This is a genomic window from Kocuria sp. CPCC 204721 (genome assembly GCF_040980945.1).
Classification (GTDB): domain Bacteria; phylum Actinomycetota; class Actinomycetes; order Actinomycetales; family Micrococcaceae; genus Kocuria; species Kocuria marina.
Genome location: NZ_JAVKPO010000008.1, coordinates 19,571 through 36,333 on the forward strand (window position 1 = coordinate 19,571; position 16,763 = coordinate 36,333).

A 16,763-nucleotide genomic window follows, 5' to 3' on the forward strand; every position below is an offset into this window, starting at 1 on the left:
GCCACCGAACGTACGGAGGAATAAACCACATGACGGCAGTGAAGATCGGGATCGGCGGACCGGTGGGCGCGGGCAAGACCCAGTTGATCGAACGCCTCACCCGGGCGCTGAGCCAGGACATCTCCATGGCGGCGATCACCAACGACATCTACACGATCGAGGACGCCAAGATCCTCTCCCGCAACAGCGTGCTGCCCCTGGACAGGATCGTGGGACTCGAGACCGGCGGGTGCCCCCACACCGCGATCCGCGAGGACACCTCCATGAACCAGGCGGCGATCGACCGGTTGGAGCAGGAGCATCCGGACCTCGAGATCGTGTTCGTGGAATCCGGCGGGGACAACCTCTCCGCCACGTTCAGCCCCGAGCTCGTGGACTTCTCGATCTACATCATCGACGTGGCCCAGGGCGAGAAGATCCCCCGCAAGGCCGGCCAGGGCATGATCAAGTCCGATCTGTTCATCATCAACAAGACGGACCTGGCGCCGCACGTGGGGGCGGACCTCACGGTCATGGAGGCCGATTCCCACCAGTTCCGCGGGGACAAGGCGTTCTGCTTCACCAACCTGAAGACGGACGAGGGCCTCGAGCACGTGATCGAGTGGTTGCGCCACGACGTCCTCATGCAGGACCTCACGTGAGCCCAGCCGCACCGGTGACCGACACGCACGCCTCCGCCGCGCCGACGGCCACGCGGGACGACGCGTCCGAGTCGGCGTCGACGACCGCGGGGACAGCTGCGACCAAGCTGACTGTGGCGGCATCGGCGAACACGGTGACCGCGGCGTCGTCGTCCCCCGGAACTGCGCGAGAGACGTGGCGCGGTGAACTGGAACTGGGAATCACGGCGCGCCCGGGGCGTTCCGTGGCAACCCACCAGTTCCACCGCGGGGCGCTGCGCGTGCTGCGCCCGCACTACCTGGACGCGAGTGGGCAGGTGACCTACACGGTGGTCAATCCCGGCGGCGCGTACCTGGACGGTGACCGTTACCGCGTGGCCGTCACGGTCGGGGACGGCGCGGACCTGCTGCTGACCACCCAGTCCGCGACCAAGGTCTACCGCACCCCCGTGGGTCTTTCGACCCAGGAGATGACGGTGTGCCTGGGCTCGGGCGCGCGGCTCGAGTACCTGCCGGACCAATTGATCGCCTACCGGGACTCACGCTATCGGCAGCACACGCTCGTGGACATGGACCCGTCCGCGACCCTGGTGCTCGCGGAGGTCGTCACGCCCGGCTGGTCCCCCACGGGCGAGCCGTTCCGCTACGACAGTGTCCGGTTGCGCACCGAGGTGCGGATGTCCGGGCGCCCGGTGGCGCTCGACAACATCCGCCTGGAACCCTCCGGGGATGAGCCGGGGTTTGACGGTGTGGGCTCGTTCGAGGGGTTCAGCCACGTGGGTTCGCTGCTGGTCCTGGATCCCCGCGTGAACGACGCCGCTCTGGCAGCCGTCCGCGCACTGCTCACCGAGCGCGCGGGGCACCTCCGTGGCGGCGCCTCCGCCCTGGCCGTGCCCGGGTTCGCGTTGCGTGTGTTGGGCAACTCGACGCAGGAGATCGACGAGCTGATCCTGGCCGCGGTGGCCGTGGTTCGCGAACGGTTCTTCGGCCAGGGGCCCGTGAACCTGAGGAAGTACTGACGTCCGTTGGAGGTAGAGATGACGCGCACCGATGGAAGTACGGCGGTGACCCGCACGGCAGTGAGTGAGTGGAGTCTGCGCTCCCGGGTGCTCGCAACCCTGGGCGCGGTGGTGCTGCTGCACGTCCTCGCGCTGGGCATGTTGGGTGCCGGGGCCCTGGAGAGTTCCGTTCCCTTGTCCATCGGACTCGTGATCACGTGCTACCTCACGGGGGTGAAGCACAGTTACGACTGGGACCACATCGCCGCGATCGACAACTCGACCCGCCGGTTCATCTCCCAGGGCAAGCGACCGGCGAGCGTGGGTCTCGCGTTCAGCCTGGGGCACAGCTCGGTCGTGATCCTCGCGGGAGTCCTGGTGGTGCTCGGGGCCACGTTCGTGTCCTCGTTCATCGAAGAGGGCACCACCGCGAACACCGCGCTGGGGATCATCGGTGGCACGGTATCCGGGGTCTTCCTGCTGGTGCTGGGAACGTACAACGCCACCGCGAGCGTGCGGTCGTGGCGGCTGCGGCGCGCGGTGGCGGACGGGCAGCAGATCACGGAAAAGGACATGCGGTCCCAGGGGTTGATCGCCCGCGTCCTGGACCGGCCGCTGCAGCGGGTCAAGAGCCCGCGCAACATCTACGTGCTCGGTTTCCTCTTCGGTCTGGGTTTCGACACCGCGGGCACCGTGTCCCTGTTGATCATCACGGCGTCCGCGTCCGTGGCAGGGGTGTCCACGTGGACCCTGATCTCCCTGCCGTTCTTCTTCGCCGCGGGCATGTGCCTGTGCGATTCCCTCAACGGACTGGCCGTGCTGCGCATGTACGGCTCCACGTGGCGCAATCCCATGCGCAAACTCGGGTTCAACGCGGTGATCACGGGCATCTCCGCGGTCTCCGCCCTGTTCATCGCCTTCATCACGGTGGGCGCGGTGCTCAACACCGCGTTCGACCTCAACGATCCGCTCACCACTTTCCTGGCCTCCGTGGACCTGGGCCACGCGGGACTGTTGTTGATCGCGGGGCTGCTCGCGGTGTGGGGCATCTTCGCCCTGGTTCACCGCTCGTCGTGGCGGGCCTCCCCCGCCCTCCACTGACGGGAGCGCAGCGCCAGAACGGTCCACGTGACGAGCACGAAGGGCCACGTGTACGGCGCGACCCCCACGGCCGTGATGACCCACCACAGCGGCACGGTGAGCGCGGCGGCCAGGACGGGCACCCCGATCCGCAGGATGCGGGACCCCCGCGCGGGGAACGCGACACCGAGCGCCACGGTCACGAGCAACGCGCCGTAGCCCAGCAACCCGGATGCGGCGGGGCCCCGCCCGATCCCCACGAACCCGGTGAGCGTGCCCACCAGGGTCCCGGCCGCCGCCCACACACCGACCCGCCACCCGGCGGCGAACATCCCCGCGAGCACCAACAGCCCGCCCAGCACGGAACCGCCCAGGATCACCTGGTGCGCTCCCCGCACGGCCCCGGCGAGTACGTCGTGCACGGGGGAGCCCAGGGGCACCACGGCTCCCTGGGTCCGTTCGAAAGGGACCGCTACGGTCACCGCGATGCTGTTGACCAGGCAGAACGGCCCCGTGAGCAGCGGAAGGGATTGGGGCCACGAGAGCTTGGGGGCGCCCCACACGATCAGCGCGCAGACCGCCGAACCCGCGAGGGTCCACACCACCGCGGGGATCCCGGGCCCGCACGCGAGCACCGCGGCACACCCCGTCAGCGCACCGTTGAACCCGTGCAATCCCTGGTCTACCTCTGCGGGGATCACCCCTGCTCGGCTCCGGGCCAGGGCCTTTGCACCGACCCGTGAGCTCTCGGGATCGTGTCCCGGGATGCCACTCCGGGCCCGGGTCCCGCCCTCCCGGAGACGGTGCAGGCCCCGCGCGTCGTCCCACCTGGCGAGCGCCAGCGCACACCCTGCCTGGACCGCCGCCCCCGCGAGCGCGGCGAGCGCGAACCACGCGGACGCCACCGTCATGGCGGCGAGCGCGAACACCGCGGGGCCCCATCCGGCCTGCAGGAAGATCTGGCCTTGGGCCCGGACGATGCCGCGGAGGAAGCTCATACCCCTATCCTCCTACCGTCATCCCCAGGTCGCGACCCATGTCCCGGGTGCAGCACCCATGACATGCGCCACGGATCCCACGTGGTGCCACCCGCCGGCGCACACACGGATACCCTCGAACCACCGACCCCGCTCACCGGAAGCCGCCCATGTTGATCCTCATCGCCGCCCTGCTCGCCGTGCTCATGGGTACCGTCCTGCAACGGGTGTCCGGCACCGGGGTGGGCCTCGTGGTGGCACCGGTGCTGTCCCTGATCATGGGTCCCGGCCCGGGAGTCCTCGCGACGAACGCGGCCACCACGTGCTCCGGTTTCCTGATCACCCTGTCCGTGCGCCGATTCGTGGAATGGCGGCACGCGGCGGTGCTGGTCGCGTCCGCCGTGCCCGGGATCGTGGCCGGAGCGCTCGTGGTGCGCTGGGTGCCGAGCGCGTGGTTGCAGGTGGCCGTGGGTGCGGTGGTGCTCGCGGGCCTCGCCGTCACGCGCTTCTCCCCCGCGACCCCCGAGCTCTCCCGCCGCAAGGCCATGGTCCCGGCCGGGGTGATCGGGGGATTCTTCAACTCCACCGCGGGTGTGGCGGCCCCCGCCATGGTGATCTACTCGCGCGTGACCCGCTGGGACCAACACCGGTTCGCGGCCACGATGCAGCCCGTGTTCATGTCCATGGGGGCCTTGTCGGTGGTCTCCAAACTCGCGGCCGGGGTGCACTTCGCCCTGCCCGTCCCCGCGCTCGCGGCCGTGGGCGCGCTCGTGCTCACGGTCCTGGCCGGGATCGCGGTGGGGACCTGGCTGTCCCGCCACCTCACCAAGGCGACCGCGCAGAAACTGGCCATAGCGCTCGCGGCCGCGGGCGGCGTCGTCGTCCTGTTGCGCGGCGCGGCGACCCTGGTCCTCGGCTGAGCACGGCCGCCCCGCGACGACCCGGCATCACCCGCCGTACGGGCGCATTCGTCACGGGACGACGACGCCGCTGCCCCTGCTACCGCGCGGCCGCCGCCTCGAGCGCGTCCAGGTCGCGCACCTCGTGCCGCCGCCCGTAGGCCATGATGCCCAGGCACAGGGCCGCGATCACGGCACCGGAGGCGAACAGCCACGGGTAGGACGTGAACCGGGCGATCAGCGCGAGGACCATGGGCACGAAGAAGCCCACGTAGGTGAGGGAGTAGAAGACCGCGGTGAGTCCCGCGAGGTCGTCCGGGCGGGCGATGCGCTGGACCTCCTGCAACCCGGAGACCAGCACGAGACCGTAGCCGCAACCCAGGACCGCGGAAGCCGCGAGGACCACAAGGATGTTCAGGGTCGCGGCGGAGGCCACCGCGGTGAGCATGCCCAGGATCACCGCGACCATGCCCACGGCGAGCGAACGGATGGAACCGTCGCGGTCCAGGTGCCGGCCCAGGGGCTGGATGAAGAACCCGCAGCCCAGGCCCACCAGGCACATGAGCCCCGAGAACGCGATGCCGTAGTCCGGGCCCACGACGTCCGCCATGAGCGCCGGGAGGATCGCGTACGAGGACGCCGCGCATCCGAACACCCAGGGCGCGGACGGCGCCACCACGAACCAGAACCTGTGCTGACGCGTGGCCGGGATCTTCAGATCGGACAGGAGGGAGCCGTGCGGTGCGCTTGCGTGGCGGGTCTCGGGTGCTCCCGCGACCAGCAGGACCGCGGGCAGACAGATCAAGAGGTTGATCACGTACGGCAATACGGTTTGCAGCGGGGCGAACTGGGCGAGCATCGCTGCGATCACGGCACCCAGGGCGAATCCGGCCGTGAGCGACAGGGACGCCCTGCGAGCGCCCGAGACCCGCTCCGGGTGCTCCTCGTACGGCCGGTCGGAGAGCTCCTTGATCCACGAGGTCCCCACGGCCATGCCCAGTCCCAGGGCCAGCCCGGAGAAGACCCGGCCCACGAAAAGCAGCACCAGACTCCCTGCCCCCATGGCCAACAGGATGCTGCCCACCATCGCGAGGATGGGCGCGGGGATCATCAGTGCCCGCCGCCCGTGCCGATCGGACAACGGCCCGCCGATCAACAGGGCCGGCACGATCCCCAGGACGTACGCGGCCAGGAGCATGTCCACGGCCACCTGTTCGTACCCCTCCACCGTGCGGTACATGACGAGCAACGGGGTGAACTCGTTACCACCCCACGCCACCGCCAACAGCGCCGAACTGACCCTCATCCAGGGTTTCACACTCATGACACGATCCCTTCGTACACGCGCTGCAAATGCTCCGCCAACAGGGCTTCCACCCGTTCCGTATCTTTTTCCCGAACGCCCGCCACGATCTCCGCGTGCTGCGCCAGGATCTCGTCAGACCGCTCCTGGGCCGTGCGCACCGCGGTGGCGATCAACCGGATCTGCCGGTCCCGCAGCCCCTGGTAGAAACCGCTCAACAGACTGTTGCCCGCGGCCTCCACGAGAGCGGTGTGGAACGCGGCATCCAGCTCACCGAATCGCGGCGTGCCCGCAGCCTTTCGCTGCTGTTCCAGGAGGTCGGCGAGGGTGTCGGGCAGATCGGGATCCCCGATCGCCTCCTTCACGCTCGCGCATTCCACGACCCGCCGCGCAGCGAGCACCTCGCGGGACTCGTGCGGGCCCACCGGCACCACGAGCGCACCACGCTTGGGGTAGAGCCGCATGAGCCCCTCCACCTGGAGCCGCAGGAACGCCTCACGGACCGGAGTCCGGGAGACCCCCAGCTCCGTGGCGAAGACGCCCTCGGACAACATGTGCCCGTCCAGCTCACCCGTGAGGATCCTGGCCTTGACGTGCTCGTACGCGCGCTCGGCCGCGTTGTACGCCATGGTGCTCCCTGTTCGACGTCGCTCCGGCCGGTTCCGTACCCGCTGGCACGGCCGCGTGCCCCGGGGTGTGGGGCGAGCGGCAACCCGCGGCGATCAGTCCGCGGGTTGCATAGATACAAGCTGCATACTAAGTGTCACACGTCACGCGGGCAACCGAGACGAGTGGCTCCGCAGCGTCGTCGAACTCTGCTACGCCGTCGCAATCCGTAGCGCGGTGGAACTCAGCCGATCCGAACCCACGGGACCGAGGCCCGTGCCGGATCAGTGCTCCATCTCGTACAACCGCCGGGCCCGGACGCGCGCCTCGTGGTGCACCGCGGCGTCGGGATTCACGAGTCGGTAGCACGCGAGCCCCAGCAGCACCGCGATCGCGTGCCCGATGGCCGTCCATCCGAAATCCAGGACCACTCCCCCGGCCGCCGCGGCCACGAGCCCGGCGGCCCACAGGAGCCTGCGGCGCGCGGAACCGTGATAGGTGGCCAGCGCGGCGAACGCGAAGAACCCGTAGCTCGCGACCACGTCGATCCGTTCCGGGATCAAGTCGGGGTTCGGGAAGGCCTGGGCCTCCCACATCTGCAGTGCCGCGGTGGACACGGTGGCACCCACGTGCCCGATCACGAAGCCGGCGAACACGCGCCGCCACCCGAAGCGATGTTCCCTGGGCGCCACGACCAGGGAGAACGCGATCCACCACACCGCGAGCTCGATGGGTGAGACGCACATGGCGCTGCGCAGCAGAACGGTCACCGGATTGATGCCCAGCTCATGCAGACTCGTGGACTGCTCCACGAGGAACGCTCCCTCGCCGAGCGCGCCCTGCCGCTCGTGGTCGTGGCGTTCGACCAGCACGCCCCGCAGCAGAGCCCGGACACCGTGAACGGCATGGCGGTCGCGGGCGGGTTGATCCCCGCGGTGATCTTCCTGATCGTCATGCTCATCATGGCCGGCTACCCGCTCACGGAAGCAAAGTTCAAGGACATCATGAAGTCCATCGAGGCCAACCGTTCGCTGCGCCACGAGCAGCTGCACCCCGGTGAGGTCCCGGCTCCCGCGGGGACCCGCACCGACCGCCCCGGCCCCACGGCCCGGGATTCCCACCCCATGACCACCCAGGGCCCGTCCGTGCCGTCCGAGCGCGGCGACGGGTCCGGCCCGTCCACACGCTGATCCGCCATAATCGAGCGGGCCCACCGTTCCAGAGAGGAAACACCATGAAGATCACCGAAGCCAAGGTCATCGTCACCAGTCCCTCACGCAACTTCGTGACGCTCAAGCTCACGACCGACGAGGGTGTCACCGGGATCGGTGACGCGACCCTCAACGGCCGCGAACTGGCGGTGGCCACGTACCTGTCCGACCACGTGGCACCCCTGCTGATCGACCGCGACCCGGCAAACATCGAGGACACGTGGCAGTTCCTGTACCGCTCCGGCTACTGGCGCCGCGGCCCCGTGACCATGGCCGCGATCGCCGCGGTGGACATGGCCCTGTGGGACATCAAGGGCAAGGTGGCCGGCATGCCGGTGTACCAGCTGCTCGGTGGCGCCTCCCGCCGCGGGCTGTCCACGTACGGCCACGCCTCCGGGCGGGACACCGAGGAGATCTTCGACTCGATCCGCTCCGAGCAGGAGCACGGCTACACCGCGATCCGCGTGCAGTCCTCGGTCCCGGGGATCACCGCGCTGTACGGCGTGGCCGCCCAGCCGCAGGCCCCCGGCGAGCGCTCCGACTACCAGCCGGCACAGCGTGCCGCGCTGCCCGCGGAGGAGGACTGGGACACCCGCGCGTACCTGCGCCATATTCCGTGCGTCTTCGAGGCCGTGCGCAACGAGTTCGGCCCGGAGCTGCCCCTGGTGCACAACGGCCACCACCGCATGACTCCTATCCAGGCCGCCAAGCTCGGCAAGTCGCTCGAGCCCTACGACCTGTTCTGGCTCGAGGACTGCACCCCGGCGGAGAACCAGGAGGCCCTGCGGCTGGTGCGTCAGCACACCACGCAGCCGCTCGCCATCGGCAAGGTCTTCAACACGATCTGGGACATCAAGGACCTGATCTCCGAACAGCTGATCGACTACGTGCGCTGCGCGTCCACGCACTTCGGCGGGATCTCTCCGCTGAAGAAGGTCATGGACTACGCCGCGATGTACCAGGTCAAGTCCGGCTTCCACGGCTCCACGGACGTCTCCCCCGTGGGCTTCGCGGCGCAGCTGCACGTGGGTATGGCCATCCACAACTTCGGCCTGCAGGAGTACATGCCTCTCTCGGAGAAGACCAACCAGGTCTTCCGTCAGCACATGACGTTCGAGAACGGTCTGCTGCACCCCTCCCACACCCCGGGCCTGGGCGTGGAGATCGACGAGGATGAGGCGGAAAAGTACGAGTACACCACCGCGCACCTGCCCTACAACCGCCTCACCGACGGCACGGTGCACGACCGGTGAGCGGGGTGAGCACGGACATCGCACCGCTCGTGGTGGTCATGGGCGTCTCGGGGTCGGGCAAGACCACGATCGGCACGCTCGTGGCCCACGAGCTGGGTGTGGACTTCGTCGACGGGGACAGCCTGCACCCCATCGAGAACGTCCAGAAAATGGCCTCGGGCACGCCGCTCGACGACGAAGACCGCTGGCCCTGGCTCGAGATCGTGGGCCGCACACTGCACGAGCGGGGTGAACAGCACGAGGGCATGGTGATCGCGTGCTCCGCGCTCAAGCGCAAGTACCGGGAACGGATCCGCTCGCAAGCGCCGTCGGCGTTGTTCCTGCACCTGGATGGGTCCGTGGCGGTGCTGACCCGGCGGATCGAGGGCCGCAGCGGGCACTTCATGCCGGCCACGCTGCTGCAGTCCCAGCTGGACACCCTCGAGCCGCTCGCGCAGGAGGAGGGCGGCTACAAGCTCGACATCGATCAGTCCGTGCCGGACATGGTGAACGAGGCGGTGACCAAGCTGCGGGCCATGGCGGCGGCGAACTCGTAGTCCGCGCCTTCGCGGTAAGCATCCGAAGCGTCCCAGGGTGCTCGACAGGGCACCCCGGGACGCTTCTTCGATGCGCGTGCCCGTCCGCGACCCGGGACGACGGCGCCGGGCCCGGCGCCGTCGTCAGCCTCGCCGGGTCGCCGGCATCGAACCGGTAGTCCCGCCCCTCACCCCCTGCGCAGCAGGACCGCGACCTCGTAGTGTCCGGTGTGGGGGAACATGTCCAGCAGTCGTGCTTCCACGGGCCGCAAGGACGGCATCCGGCCCAGGTCCCGCGCGAGCGTCGTGGCGTTGCACGACGAGTACACGACATGATCCACCGATGAGTTCTCGAGCCACGCACACAGGGACGCTTCCAGCCCGCGGCGGGGCGGGTTGACGATCGCGAGCTCCGGGGTGCCGGGCAGATCCGCGGGGGTCGCGGCGGCGTCGTCGGCGAGGAAACGCACGGAGCCCGGACCCTCATCCGGTAGCCCCATGGCGCGGGCGGTGTCCCGGGCGGAGGCCACGGCCTCGGCGGAGATCTCGGTGCCCACGACCTCGCGCGTGGGAGCGGCGACATGCAGCGCGAAACCCCCGACCCCGCAGTACAGGTCCCACACGCTCGCCGGGTCCACCGCGTCCACCCAGTCCGCGACCTGGCGGTACAGCTGCTCCGTGACCCGTGTGTTCGTCTGGAAGAACGAGCGCGGCCGGACTCGCAGGTCGATGCCGTTGACCGGCATGATCAGCTCGCCCTGCCGCGAGAGCAGGATCTCCTCGGCGCCCTCGATCACGGCCTTGTGCTCAGGCTGGATGTTCACGGAGAGCACGTCCGCGTGCGGCACGAACTCGCGCAGCAGATCCGTGTTGTCCCGGATCTTGGCCAGCTGCCCGGTGCTGCGCAGCACGAACCGGATCATGAGCCGCCCGTCCGGGTTCCCCGTGACGATCAGGTGTTTGAGCTCGCCGCGCCGCTTGGCCACGTCGTACGGCAACAGCCGCACCCGCGCCATGAACTCGGCGAGCGCGTGGATCGCGCGCGTCACGGGTTCGGGGTAGAGCGGGCAGTCGCGCAGGTCGATCCCGCGGCCCCCGCGGTCCAGGATGCCTAGGGTCGGTGCGCCGACCTTCCCGGCCACGACCATCTTGGCCTTGTTGCGGAACCCCGCCTCCGCGGACGCGACCGGCTCGAGCCACCGCGGCTCACCGTGTGAGTCCACGAGGTCGCGCACGAGCTGTTGTTTGCGAGCGAGCTGCCGCGCGTAGGGTACCTCGATCACCGTGCAGGATCGGCACAGGTCCCGGTCGTGATATCCGCATTCCACCCGCTCGATTCTACGACGACGCCGCACGCGCCCCTTCCCCGCTCGGGCCGCCCGCCCGCTGGCAATCCCGGCGGTATCGTGACAGCGTGGCACGGACACCGCCCCTTCCGCCCGAGGACCTGCCATGAGCACTCCACACCCCTCCCCCGCCGCGATGCGCGGCCGCAAGGACCCCGCACTGGGCGTCCGTCCGGTGGACTACACCTCGTGGCGCCCTTCCGAGCGGCAAGGGGACGCGGACGCCGTCGGCGATGACTCCGAACCTCGGGCCGGAGCAGCGCCGGACGGGACGCCTCGGTCAGGTCCCGGGCCCCGAACAGTTCCCGGCGCGGACGGCACCCGTGCTGTTCCTGCCACGGGCGGGGCACCCAAACCGGGCCCCGGGCCGCGCACGGTCCCCGCCGGGGAACCCACCACGCCCATCGCGTCCGAAGCACCACGCGAGCTCACGGTGGACCCGCAGCTCGCGGAGTTCGTTCGCCTGTTGCGCGCGGGCATCACCCCCGACACCACTGCCCCCGAGCGTGCGTTCTACACCGTGGACTCCGATCTGTCGGGGGCCCCGACGCTCGAGGTGCCCGCGGACGGCGTCGTCGTACAGGGCGTGTGGGACGTGAGCGAGAGCGCGCTGCAAGCCGTCGTGGCGGACCCCGAGGACACCTGGACCGCGGACCTCGGGCGCACCGACTACTACGTGCGCGGCCGGCTGTGCGTGCAGGTGACCCGGGCGGAGCACCGCGTGGTGGGGATCTACCGCAGCGGGTGGGCGATCGCCCGGCGCCCGGACGAGACCTGGGCGGACACCCCCGACTCCCTCGAGCACACCGGCGCGAAACCCGGGGGCAGCGGCACCCGCTATCCCACCAACCGCAGGGAACTGCTCGAACGGTTGCGCGGGGCGGGCTTCGAGGTCACCACGTCCGGGCCCACCCACGGGAAGATCACCCACCCGGACGTCCCCGGTAGGTTCCTGCCGTTCTCCTCGACGCCGTCCTCGCAGCGCTATGGCCGCCACGTGACCACTGCGGTGAAGCGGGTCTTCGGGATCGACCTGCGGGACCCCGCGAAAACCCGGTAACTGCCCTAAGTACCCCCTAAAGGGAGGGCAGGCATTTCCCCTCGGGAACCCCGGAATCACGTGCTAAAGGCGTATGATTTTGCACAGTTCCCTCCGCCCGTCCCGGGGAAAATGGTTAGTCTGGGCAAAAGTTCGTCAGGGGGCAAGCGCGCCGAGGTTCTTGGGGAAGAACCGGACGCCCGCGGCGGAGACACGTATTACTTGGGGGATCATTCATGCTCACGTACTCGCAGCTGCGCCGTTCCAGGCCCGGCCACCGCTCACGCGTTCGCGAGGAGGACTCCGTACGCCACGGGTGGGTGCCTGCCGGGAACCGGTGGATCGCGGTGGACGTGCACGAATCCACGGCCACCGAGCGCGGCGGGACCGTCATCATCGTGGGGTCCCCGGGACGCGAGCGCGTGACCCTGACCCGCAGCATGATCCACACGGCCCGGGCGCTGGCCGCTCACGGGTGGCGTGTGGTGCGCCTCGACTGGTCCGGGACCGGTCAGAGCCCCACCGCCGAGGAAGCCGTGGACGCCGGACTGTGGGTCGACGACCTGACCACCGTCCGCGATTGGGCGAGCTCCCACGGCCCCGTCCACGGGGTGGGCTTCAGCCTGGGCGGCACCGTGCTCGCCGCCACCGAGGATCATGGCTGGGCCTCCCGGCTGGTGCTGGCCCCCGTGTCCGGTAAGCAGTGGGTGCGCCACCAGAGCGCACTGCGCCGCATGGGCGGGCCCGACCTACCGCCCCGCGTGAGCGAGGGCACGGAACTGATGAACCTGCAGCTGTCCTCGCACGGCGCGGCCGCGCTCAAGGCGCTTCCCGAGCCCGCGGACGGTCCCGATCGTCGGATCCGCATCCTGTCCGACGAAGAAGCAGGCGCACTCCCGATCAACGTGCACCCCCGCGCGGCTGCCGTCCCCGCCCGTCTGATCGCCACCGTGCGCACCGCGCTGGACGCCGCCCCGGCCGGGACGACGCCGGATGACACCGCTCGTCCCGACGGGGACGGCCTGGTCCCCGAGCAGGAGATCACCGTGGACGTGGCCGGGACATCCGTGGTGCTGCGGCGCTCGACCAGCGGGGCCGCCCGACGCCCGGCCATCATCACCGAGCCGGTGACCCGCGACCACGACGCCCCCGGGCTGGCGTTCATCTCCCCAGGTTCGGAGGTCATGGAGGCCTCCGGCGGTCTGTGGCTGCGCACCGCGCTGCTCGCGTCCGCGCGCGGCGCCGTGTGCTTGCTTGCCGAACGATCCGACACCGGCGAGCTCGTGCGCTCGGACATCACGCAGGACTCCAACCCGTACGCTCACCACACGCTCACCGAGTCCCGGGAACTCGTGATGCACCTGAGCGAGCTCACGGACGGTCCGCTCCTGGGGGCAGGCATCTGTCTGGGCGCGTGGGGCCTGGTGGCCTCGGCCCACGAACTGCCCGCAACCGTGAGCGAACGACTCACGCTCATGGTCATCAACAACGTCGCGTGGCAGCGGGCACCGTGGCGCTACTGGCGCCAGGGCCTGCGCGGTGGCCCCCTGGCCCCGACCCTGCCCGGGCAGGACGAGGCGGCGGCAGCGCCGTCGTCCGCTCTCGCCGCCGACGACGCACCCGCCGGCTCCCGCTGGGATGCCGTCCTGGCCGGGCTCAACGCCTACGTGGGGACGACGGCGCGCACCGTGGTACGCGGCACCCGTCACCGCGCCCGCAACGCGTCACCTCGGGTCAATGCGCTCGCGGCCGGGGTGGGGGTCATCGACGTCCCGCAGCCCACGCTGCGCCGGCTCGCCAAGATCCCCGGACTCACGGTGGACGCGGTCTTCGGACCCGCCGATGCCAAGCACTGCGGGGTCACACCCCAGCGCCTGGGCCCGCGCAGCACGCTCACCGTCCTGGACCCGTTGGACCACTCGCTGTTCGCCACGGAATCGTGCCGCCGGATGGTGGATTACGTCCTGGCGTACGTGCCCGAGGTGTGAACCGCGGCGCGTACGGGACAGCGGGCCGATGACAACCGCCGGCAAATGACTCAGGAGCCCCGCACGGGTGGCGTTGCCAGCACGTGCGGGGCTCTCTCGTCGATACGGCTCATGGGGCCGTCATGAGGTGACGCTTCACCCGGCCCGTTGATAGATCGTCGGCTACTCGGACTCGGCGCCCACCGGTACCGATGGGACGCCCAGCGCCCGCACCCGCGCGGCCGCACGACCCTCGTCGGCGAGGGCTCCGCTGACCGGAACGTGCACCGTCTCACCCGGGAGTACATGGACGTAGCCGTCCTCGGCCACGGCCCCGCGGGGCAGGTCCAGGGCCACGAATCGCGCAAGTCCGAACGCCGTCACGGCCACCGACCACTCCCCCTGTTCCGTCCTGACCCAGTGAGCGTCAAGTCCCGGATCGGGTGCATCGTTGCGTCGCGGTCCGCCGGTCAGGTGGACGTCCCGGGCGAGCACGCGACCGGAGGGGTTCACGAGCTGGGCGGACACGGCGTCGTACTCCCGCTCGCCGAAACCGTACGCGTGGTCAAGGTCCCGGAACGTACCGTCCGCGAGGTCCGCGCGGATCACGGTCTCGCCGCGCGCGGGCACCGTGACCGGGATGTCGAGGGGTTGCTGGCAGCCGCCGTGCACCGTGGCCACGGTCAGTCGCAGTGTGGCCGTGAGCGGGGTCGGGCCGTCGTTCCAGACATGGACGGGTAGTCCGTCGCCGCCGGCGGGGAGGAAGGACACGGCCACGGGCGCGCACGCCCGGCGCATCCCGTACCACGCGGCGGTGGGCCGCCCGGAAGCATCCAGGACACCCCACCCGGGCCCCGCGGCCATGGACAGCGCCGAGAGCACGAGCGCTCCCCGGCACGGCGAATCCCTGCTGCGCCACTGGGCGAAAGTCCGCTGGAACACGTGGGCGAGCGCGGCGCGCTCGTACTCGAGGCGCTCGACGTGACCCGTCCCTGCGCCGTCGGACGCTGGCTGCCCCGGGGTCGCCAGACCGGCGTCCGGATCGCTGTCCCGGTCCAGGAACAGTCGGTGGACATAGATCGCGGTGGTGTCCTCGAAGGTCCATTCCGCCCCCGGGTCGTGGGCCACACCGGCGCGCCACGCGTCCGTGGAATCCCCATCGTCCAGCGGACCGTCCGTCCCGAATTGCTCCCGCACCGCGGCGGGTTCCGGCGGCACCGCGAAGGCCAGCGCCTCCGCAGCGAACCGCACCCCGCGGGTCACCGCGTCCTCGAGCGGTCGCCCGTAGGCCCCCACCCCGAAATAGTGGGACACGCCATCGGCCGCGTCCGTGGGAGCGACGGTCGGCACCGACGACGACGCCCGCTCCCCCGAGGCCTCGCCCGTCTCGTACGCGTGCTGCGCGGCGTCCAGGTCCGCGTCCGAGCACGGAGAGGACGGGACGACCACCACGTCCGCATCGGCCTCCCCGACCGCGCGGGGAACGTCCCGCAGGACCACGTCTGTGCGCCACTGCTCGGCGGGCCGGCCCGCGAGCACGGGGGCCTGGATGACCTCGGTGCCCCCGGAGATCACGACCGTGGACGGATGAGAGGCCAACCGTGAGGCGAGGTATCGGACCTCGTGGCGCAGCCCGGCGCGCCACTCGGGATCGTCCGGCGGGTCCTGAGGCCCCAGGGCCACGTCTTGCCAGACCATGAGACCCAGCTCGTCGCACGCGCGGTGGAAGTCCTCGGTCTCGTAGCACGCCGTTCCCGGGACGCGGATCATGGTGCTGCCGCCCGCGTGCAGGCGTTCCAGCACGTCGCGGGTGCGCTGCGGGTCCGCGGCCACCTCGAAGGGGTCCGCACCGGCCCACACGGCACCCCTCGCGAACACGGGGACGTCATTGATCCGCAGGGCCAAACCGCGATGGTCCCGGTCCCGCGGTTCGGCACACACCGACCGGAACCCCACGGCGTACGTGCATTCCCCCTGCCCGGTGCGCACCCGCACCCGGTACAGCGGTTGCTCGCCCATCCCGTGCGGCCACCACAGCGCGGGGTCGGGCACGGCCACGTCCACGGTGAACGTTTCGCGCGATGTGGCATCGGACGCGGTCACGACGCACTCGGCGGTCACCGGCTGCGCGTCCACCTCATAGGGAGGCTCCACGGTGATGTGTACGGTTTCACGCGCATGTTCCACCGCAGCGCCGCGGGCCACCAAAACATCCGGGTCCGCTGAGCATCCGACGCACGCCAGCTCCGCGGCCGCGCCCGCGCTCCCGGCCGTGTCCGCGTAAAGATCCGGGGTCGTACCCGTGGTCGGGCCGAGTTCCACGGTCACGACGCCGCTACCGTCCTCCCCGACCCGCGTGCGCACCGCGCGCGGTACGAGTCCGAGCGAGGGGTGGGGAGTGTCGTCGTCGGCGGAAGAAGGAAGTGGGACAGCGCGCAGGCCGCCCCACGGACCCAGGACGGGCAGCGCACCGGGCCAGTCGATCGAGCCGATCAGCGGGGTGCGGCGCCACCGCAGGGAGCGGTCGGACACGAGCGGCGACAACCAGCGGGCGCGCGGCTTGCGCGGCACGCTCACGGACGCCGTGGGCAGGACCCGTAGGGCGATCTCACACGGCCCGGACGGCAGCTCCACGATCACGTCCCACGGTGCGAAGGCACTGTGGGACTCGTGCACGACCCGGTCCGCGACCAGCAGCTGCGCCACGGTGGCCACGCCCGTGGACATGAACCGGTGCCGACCACCGGCGGTGGTGACCCGGGTGCGGTACTCCCACACGGTGTCGGGACCGTCAGTGGCCAGCACGGTGGCCACGCGGTCCTCCCCGAGGGCGTCCCGCAGGGCACCGGACACCGTCCCCGGGACCCGCGCGGGAATCACACGAGCGAGGGCATCGCCCGGGTCCTGCGACGGGTCGAGGCGCCGGAGCGTCCACGCGGCGTCGCGCAC

The 16,763-nt window shown here is 70.5% G+C and carries 15 protein-coding genes; 9 read left to right on the forward strand and 6 right to left on the reverse strand.

Features of this window, described 5'->3' with window-relative positions; translation table 11 throughout:
* Window positions 1–29: 29 nt before the first annotated feature.
* From ureG to RF637_RS08930, 3 genes are read left to right on the forward strand one after another with little or no spacing between them, the layout of a single operon-like run.
* Window positions 30–641: an urease accessory protein UreG gene (ureG, locus tag RF637_RS08920; protein WP_368844645.1), complete on the forward strand. Its 612-nt coding sequence runs from the start codon at window positions 30–32 to the stop codon at window positions 639–641.
* Window positions 638–1,639 carry an urease accessory protein UreD gene (locus RF637_RS08925; protein WP_368844646.1) on the forward strand — a complete coding sequence of 334 codons (1,002 nt, stop codon included), beginning with the start codon at window positions 638–640 and terminating at the stop codon, window positions 1,637–1,639. The genes ureG and RF637_RS08925 overlap by 4 nt, the downstream gene beginning before the upstream one ends.
* A gap of 18 nt (window positions 1,640–1,657) precedes the next feature.
* Window positions 1,658–2,719, forward strand: coding sequence for a HoxN/HupN/NixA family nickel/cobalt transporter (locus RF637_RS08930; protein WP_368844647.1), 1,062 nt, complete (start codon window positions 1,658–1,660; stop codon window positions 2,717–2,719).
* On the opposite strand, the gene RF637_RS08935 is transcribed toward RF637_RS08930, so the two are convergent.
* On the reverse strand, window positions 2,680–3,696 hold the full coding sequence (locus tag RF637_RS08935) for an urea transporter (RefSeq protein WP_368844648.1): 1,017 nt from the start codon (window positions 3,694–3,696) through the stop codon (window positions 2,680–2,682). The genes RF637_RS08930 and RF637_RS08935 overlap by 40 nt on opposite strands.
* A gap of 149 nt (window positions 3,697–3,845) precedes the next feature.
* On the opposite strand from RF637_RS08935, the gene RF637_RS08940 reads away from it, so the two are divergent.
* Window positions 3,846–4,595, forward strand: a complete 750-nt coding sequence (locus tag RF637_RS08940; protein WP_368844649.1) for a TSUP family transporter — start codon at window positions 3,846–3,848, stop codon at window positions 4,593–4,595.
* 79 nt (window positions 4,596–4,674) lie between these two features.
* Here the strand turns inward: RF637_RS08940 and RF637_RS08945 are convergent, their stop codons facing one another.
* The 3 genes from RF637_RS08945 to RF637_RS08955 all read right to left on the reverse strand — a co-directional run bounded on the left by RF637_RS08945 (window position 4,675) and on the right by RF637_RS08955 (window position 7,295).
* Window positions 4,675–5,898: an MFS transporter gene (locus RF637_RS08945; RefSeq protein ID WP_368844650.1), complete on the reverse strand. Its 1,224-nt coding sequence runs from the start codon at window positions 5,896–5,898 to the stop codon at window positions 4,675–4,677.
* Window positions 5,895–6,506: a GntR family transcriptional regulator gene (locus RF637_RS08950; RefSeq protein WP_064845601.1), complete on the reverse strand. Its 612-nt coding sequence runs from the start codon at window positions 6,504–6,506 to the stop codon at window positions 5,895–5,897. The genes RF637_RS08945 and RF637_RS08950 overlap by 4 nt, the downstream gene beginning before the upstream one ends.
* A 261-nt stretch (window positions 6,507–6,767) precedes the next feature.
* Window positions 6,768–7,295, reverse strand: coding sequence for a rhomboid-like protein (locus tag RF637_RS08955; protein WP_368844651.1), 528 nt, complete (start codon window positions 7,293–7,295; stop codon window positions 6,768–6,770).
* Between RF637_RS08955 and RF637_RS08960 the strand changes: the two genes are divergently transcribed.
* From RF637_RS08960 to RF637_RS08970, 3 genes are read left to right on the forward strand one after another with little or no spacing between them, the layout of a single operon-like run.
* Window positions 7,272–7,673: a hypothetical protein gene (locus tag RF637_RS08960; protein ID WP_368844652.1), complete on the forward strand. Its 402-nt coding sequence runs from the start codon at window positions 7,272–7,274 to the stop codon at window positions 7,671–7,673. The genes RF637_RS08955 and RF637_RS08960 overlap by 24 nt on opposite strands.
* A gap of 44 nt (window positions 7,674–7,717) precedes the next feature.
* The gene (gene manD, locus RF637_RS08965; protein ID WP_368844653.1) at window positions 7,718–8,947 is read left to right on the forward strand and encodes a D-mannonate dehydratase ManD; all 1,230 of its coding nucleotides are present in this window, start codon (window positions 7,718–7,720) and stop codon (window positions 8,945–8,947) included.
* Window positions 8,948–8,952: 5 nt separating this feature from the next.
* Window positions 8,953–9,483: a gluconokinase gene (locus RF637_RS08970; protein ID WP_260850644.1), complete on the forward strand. Its 531-nt coding sequence runs from the start codon at window positions 8,953–8,955 to the stop codon at window positions 9,481–9,483.
* A 167-nt stretch (window positions 9,484–9,650) separates the two neighbouring features.
* Here the strand turns inward: RF637_RS08970 and rlmC are convergent, their stop codons facing one another.
* Entirely contained in the window at window positions 9,651–10,790 is a 1,140-nt protein-coding gene (rlmC, locus tag RF637_RS08975) for a 23S rRNA (uracil(747)-C(5))-methyltransferase RlmC (protein ID WP_368844654.1), read from the reverse strand.
* 124 nt (window positions 10,791–10,914) lie between these two features.
* On the opposite strand from rlmC, the gene RF637_RS08980 reads away from it, so the two are divergent.
* Window positions 10,915–11,868, forward strand: coding sequence for a hypothetical protein (locus tag RF637_RS08980; protein WP_368844655.1), 954 nt, complete (start codon window positions 10,915–10,917; stop codon window positions 11,866–11,868).
* 215 nt (window positions 11,869–12,083) lie between these two features.
* Entirely contained in the window at window positions 12,084–13,835 is a 1,752-nt protein-coding gene (locus RF637_RS08985; RefSeq protein ID WP_368844656.1) for an alpha/beta hydrolase, read from the forward strand.
* 162 nt (window positions 13,836–13,997) lie between these two features.
* On the opposite strand, the gene RF637_RS08990 is transcribed toward RF637_RS08985, so the two are convergent.
* Window positions 13,998–16,763: a glycoside hydrolase family 2 protein gene (locus RF637_RS08990; RefSeq protein ID WP_368844657.1), complete on the reverse strand. Its 2,766-nt coding sequence runs from the start codon at window positions 16,761–16,763 to the stop codon at window positions 13,998–14,000.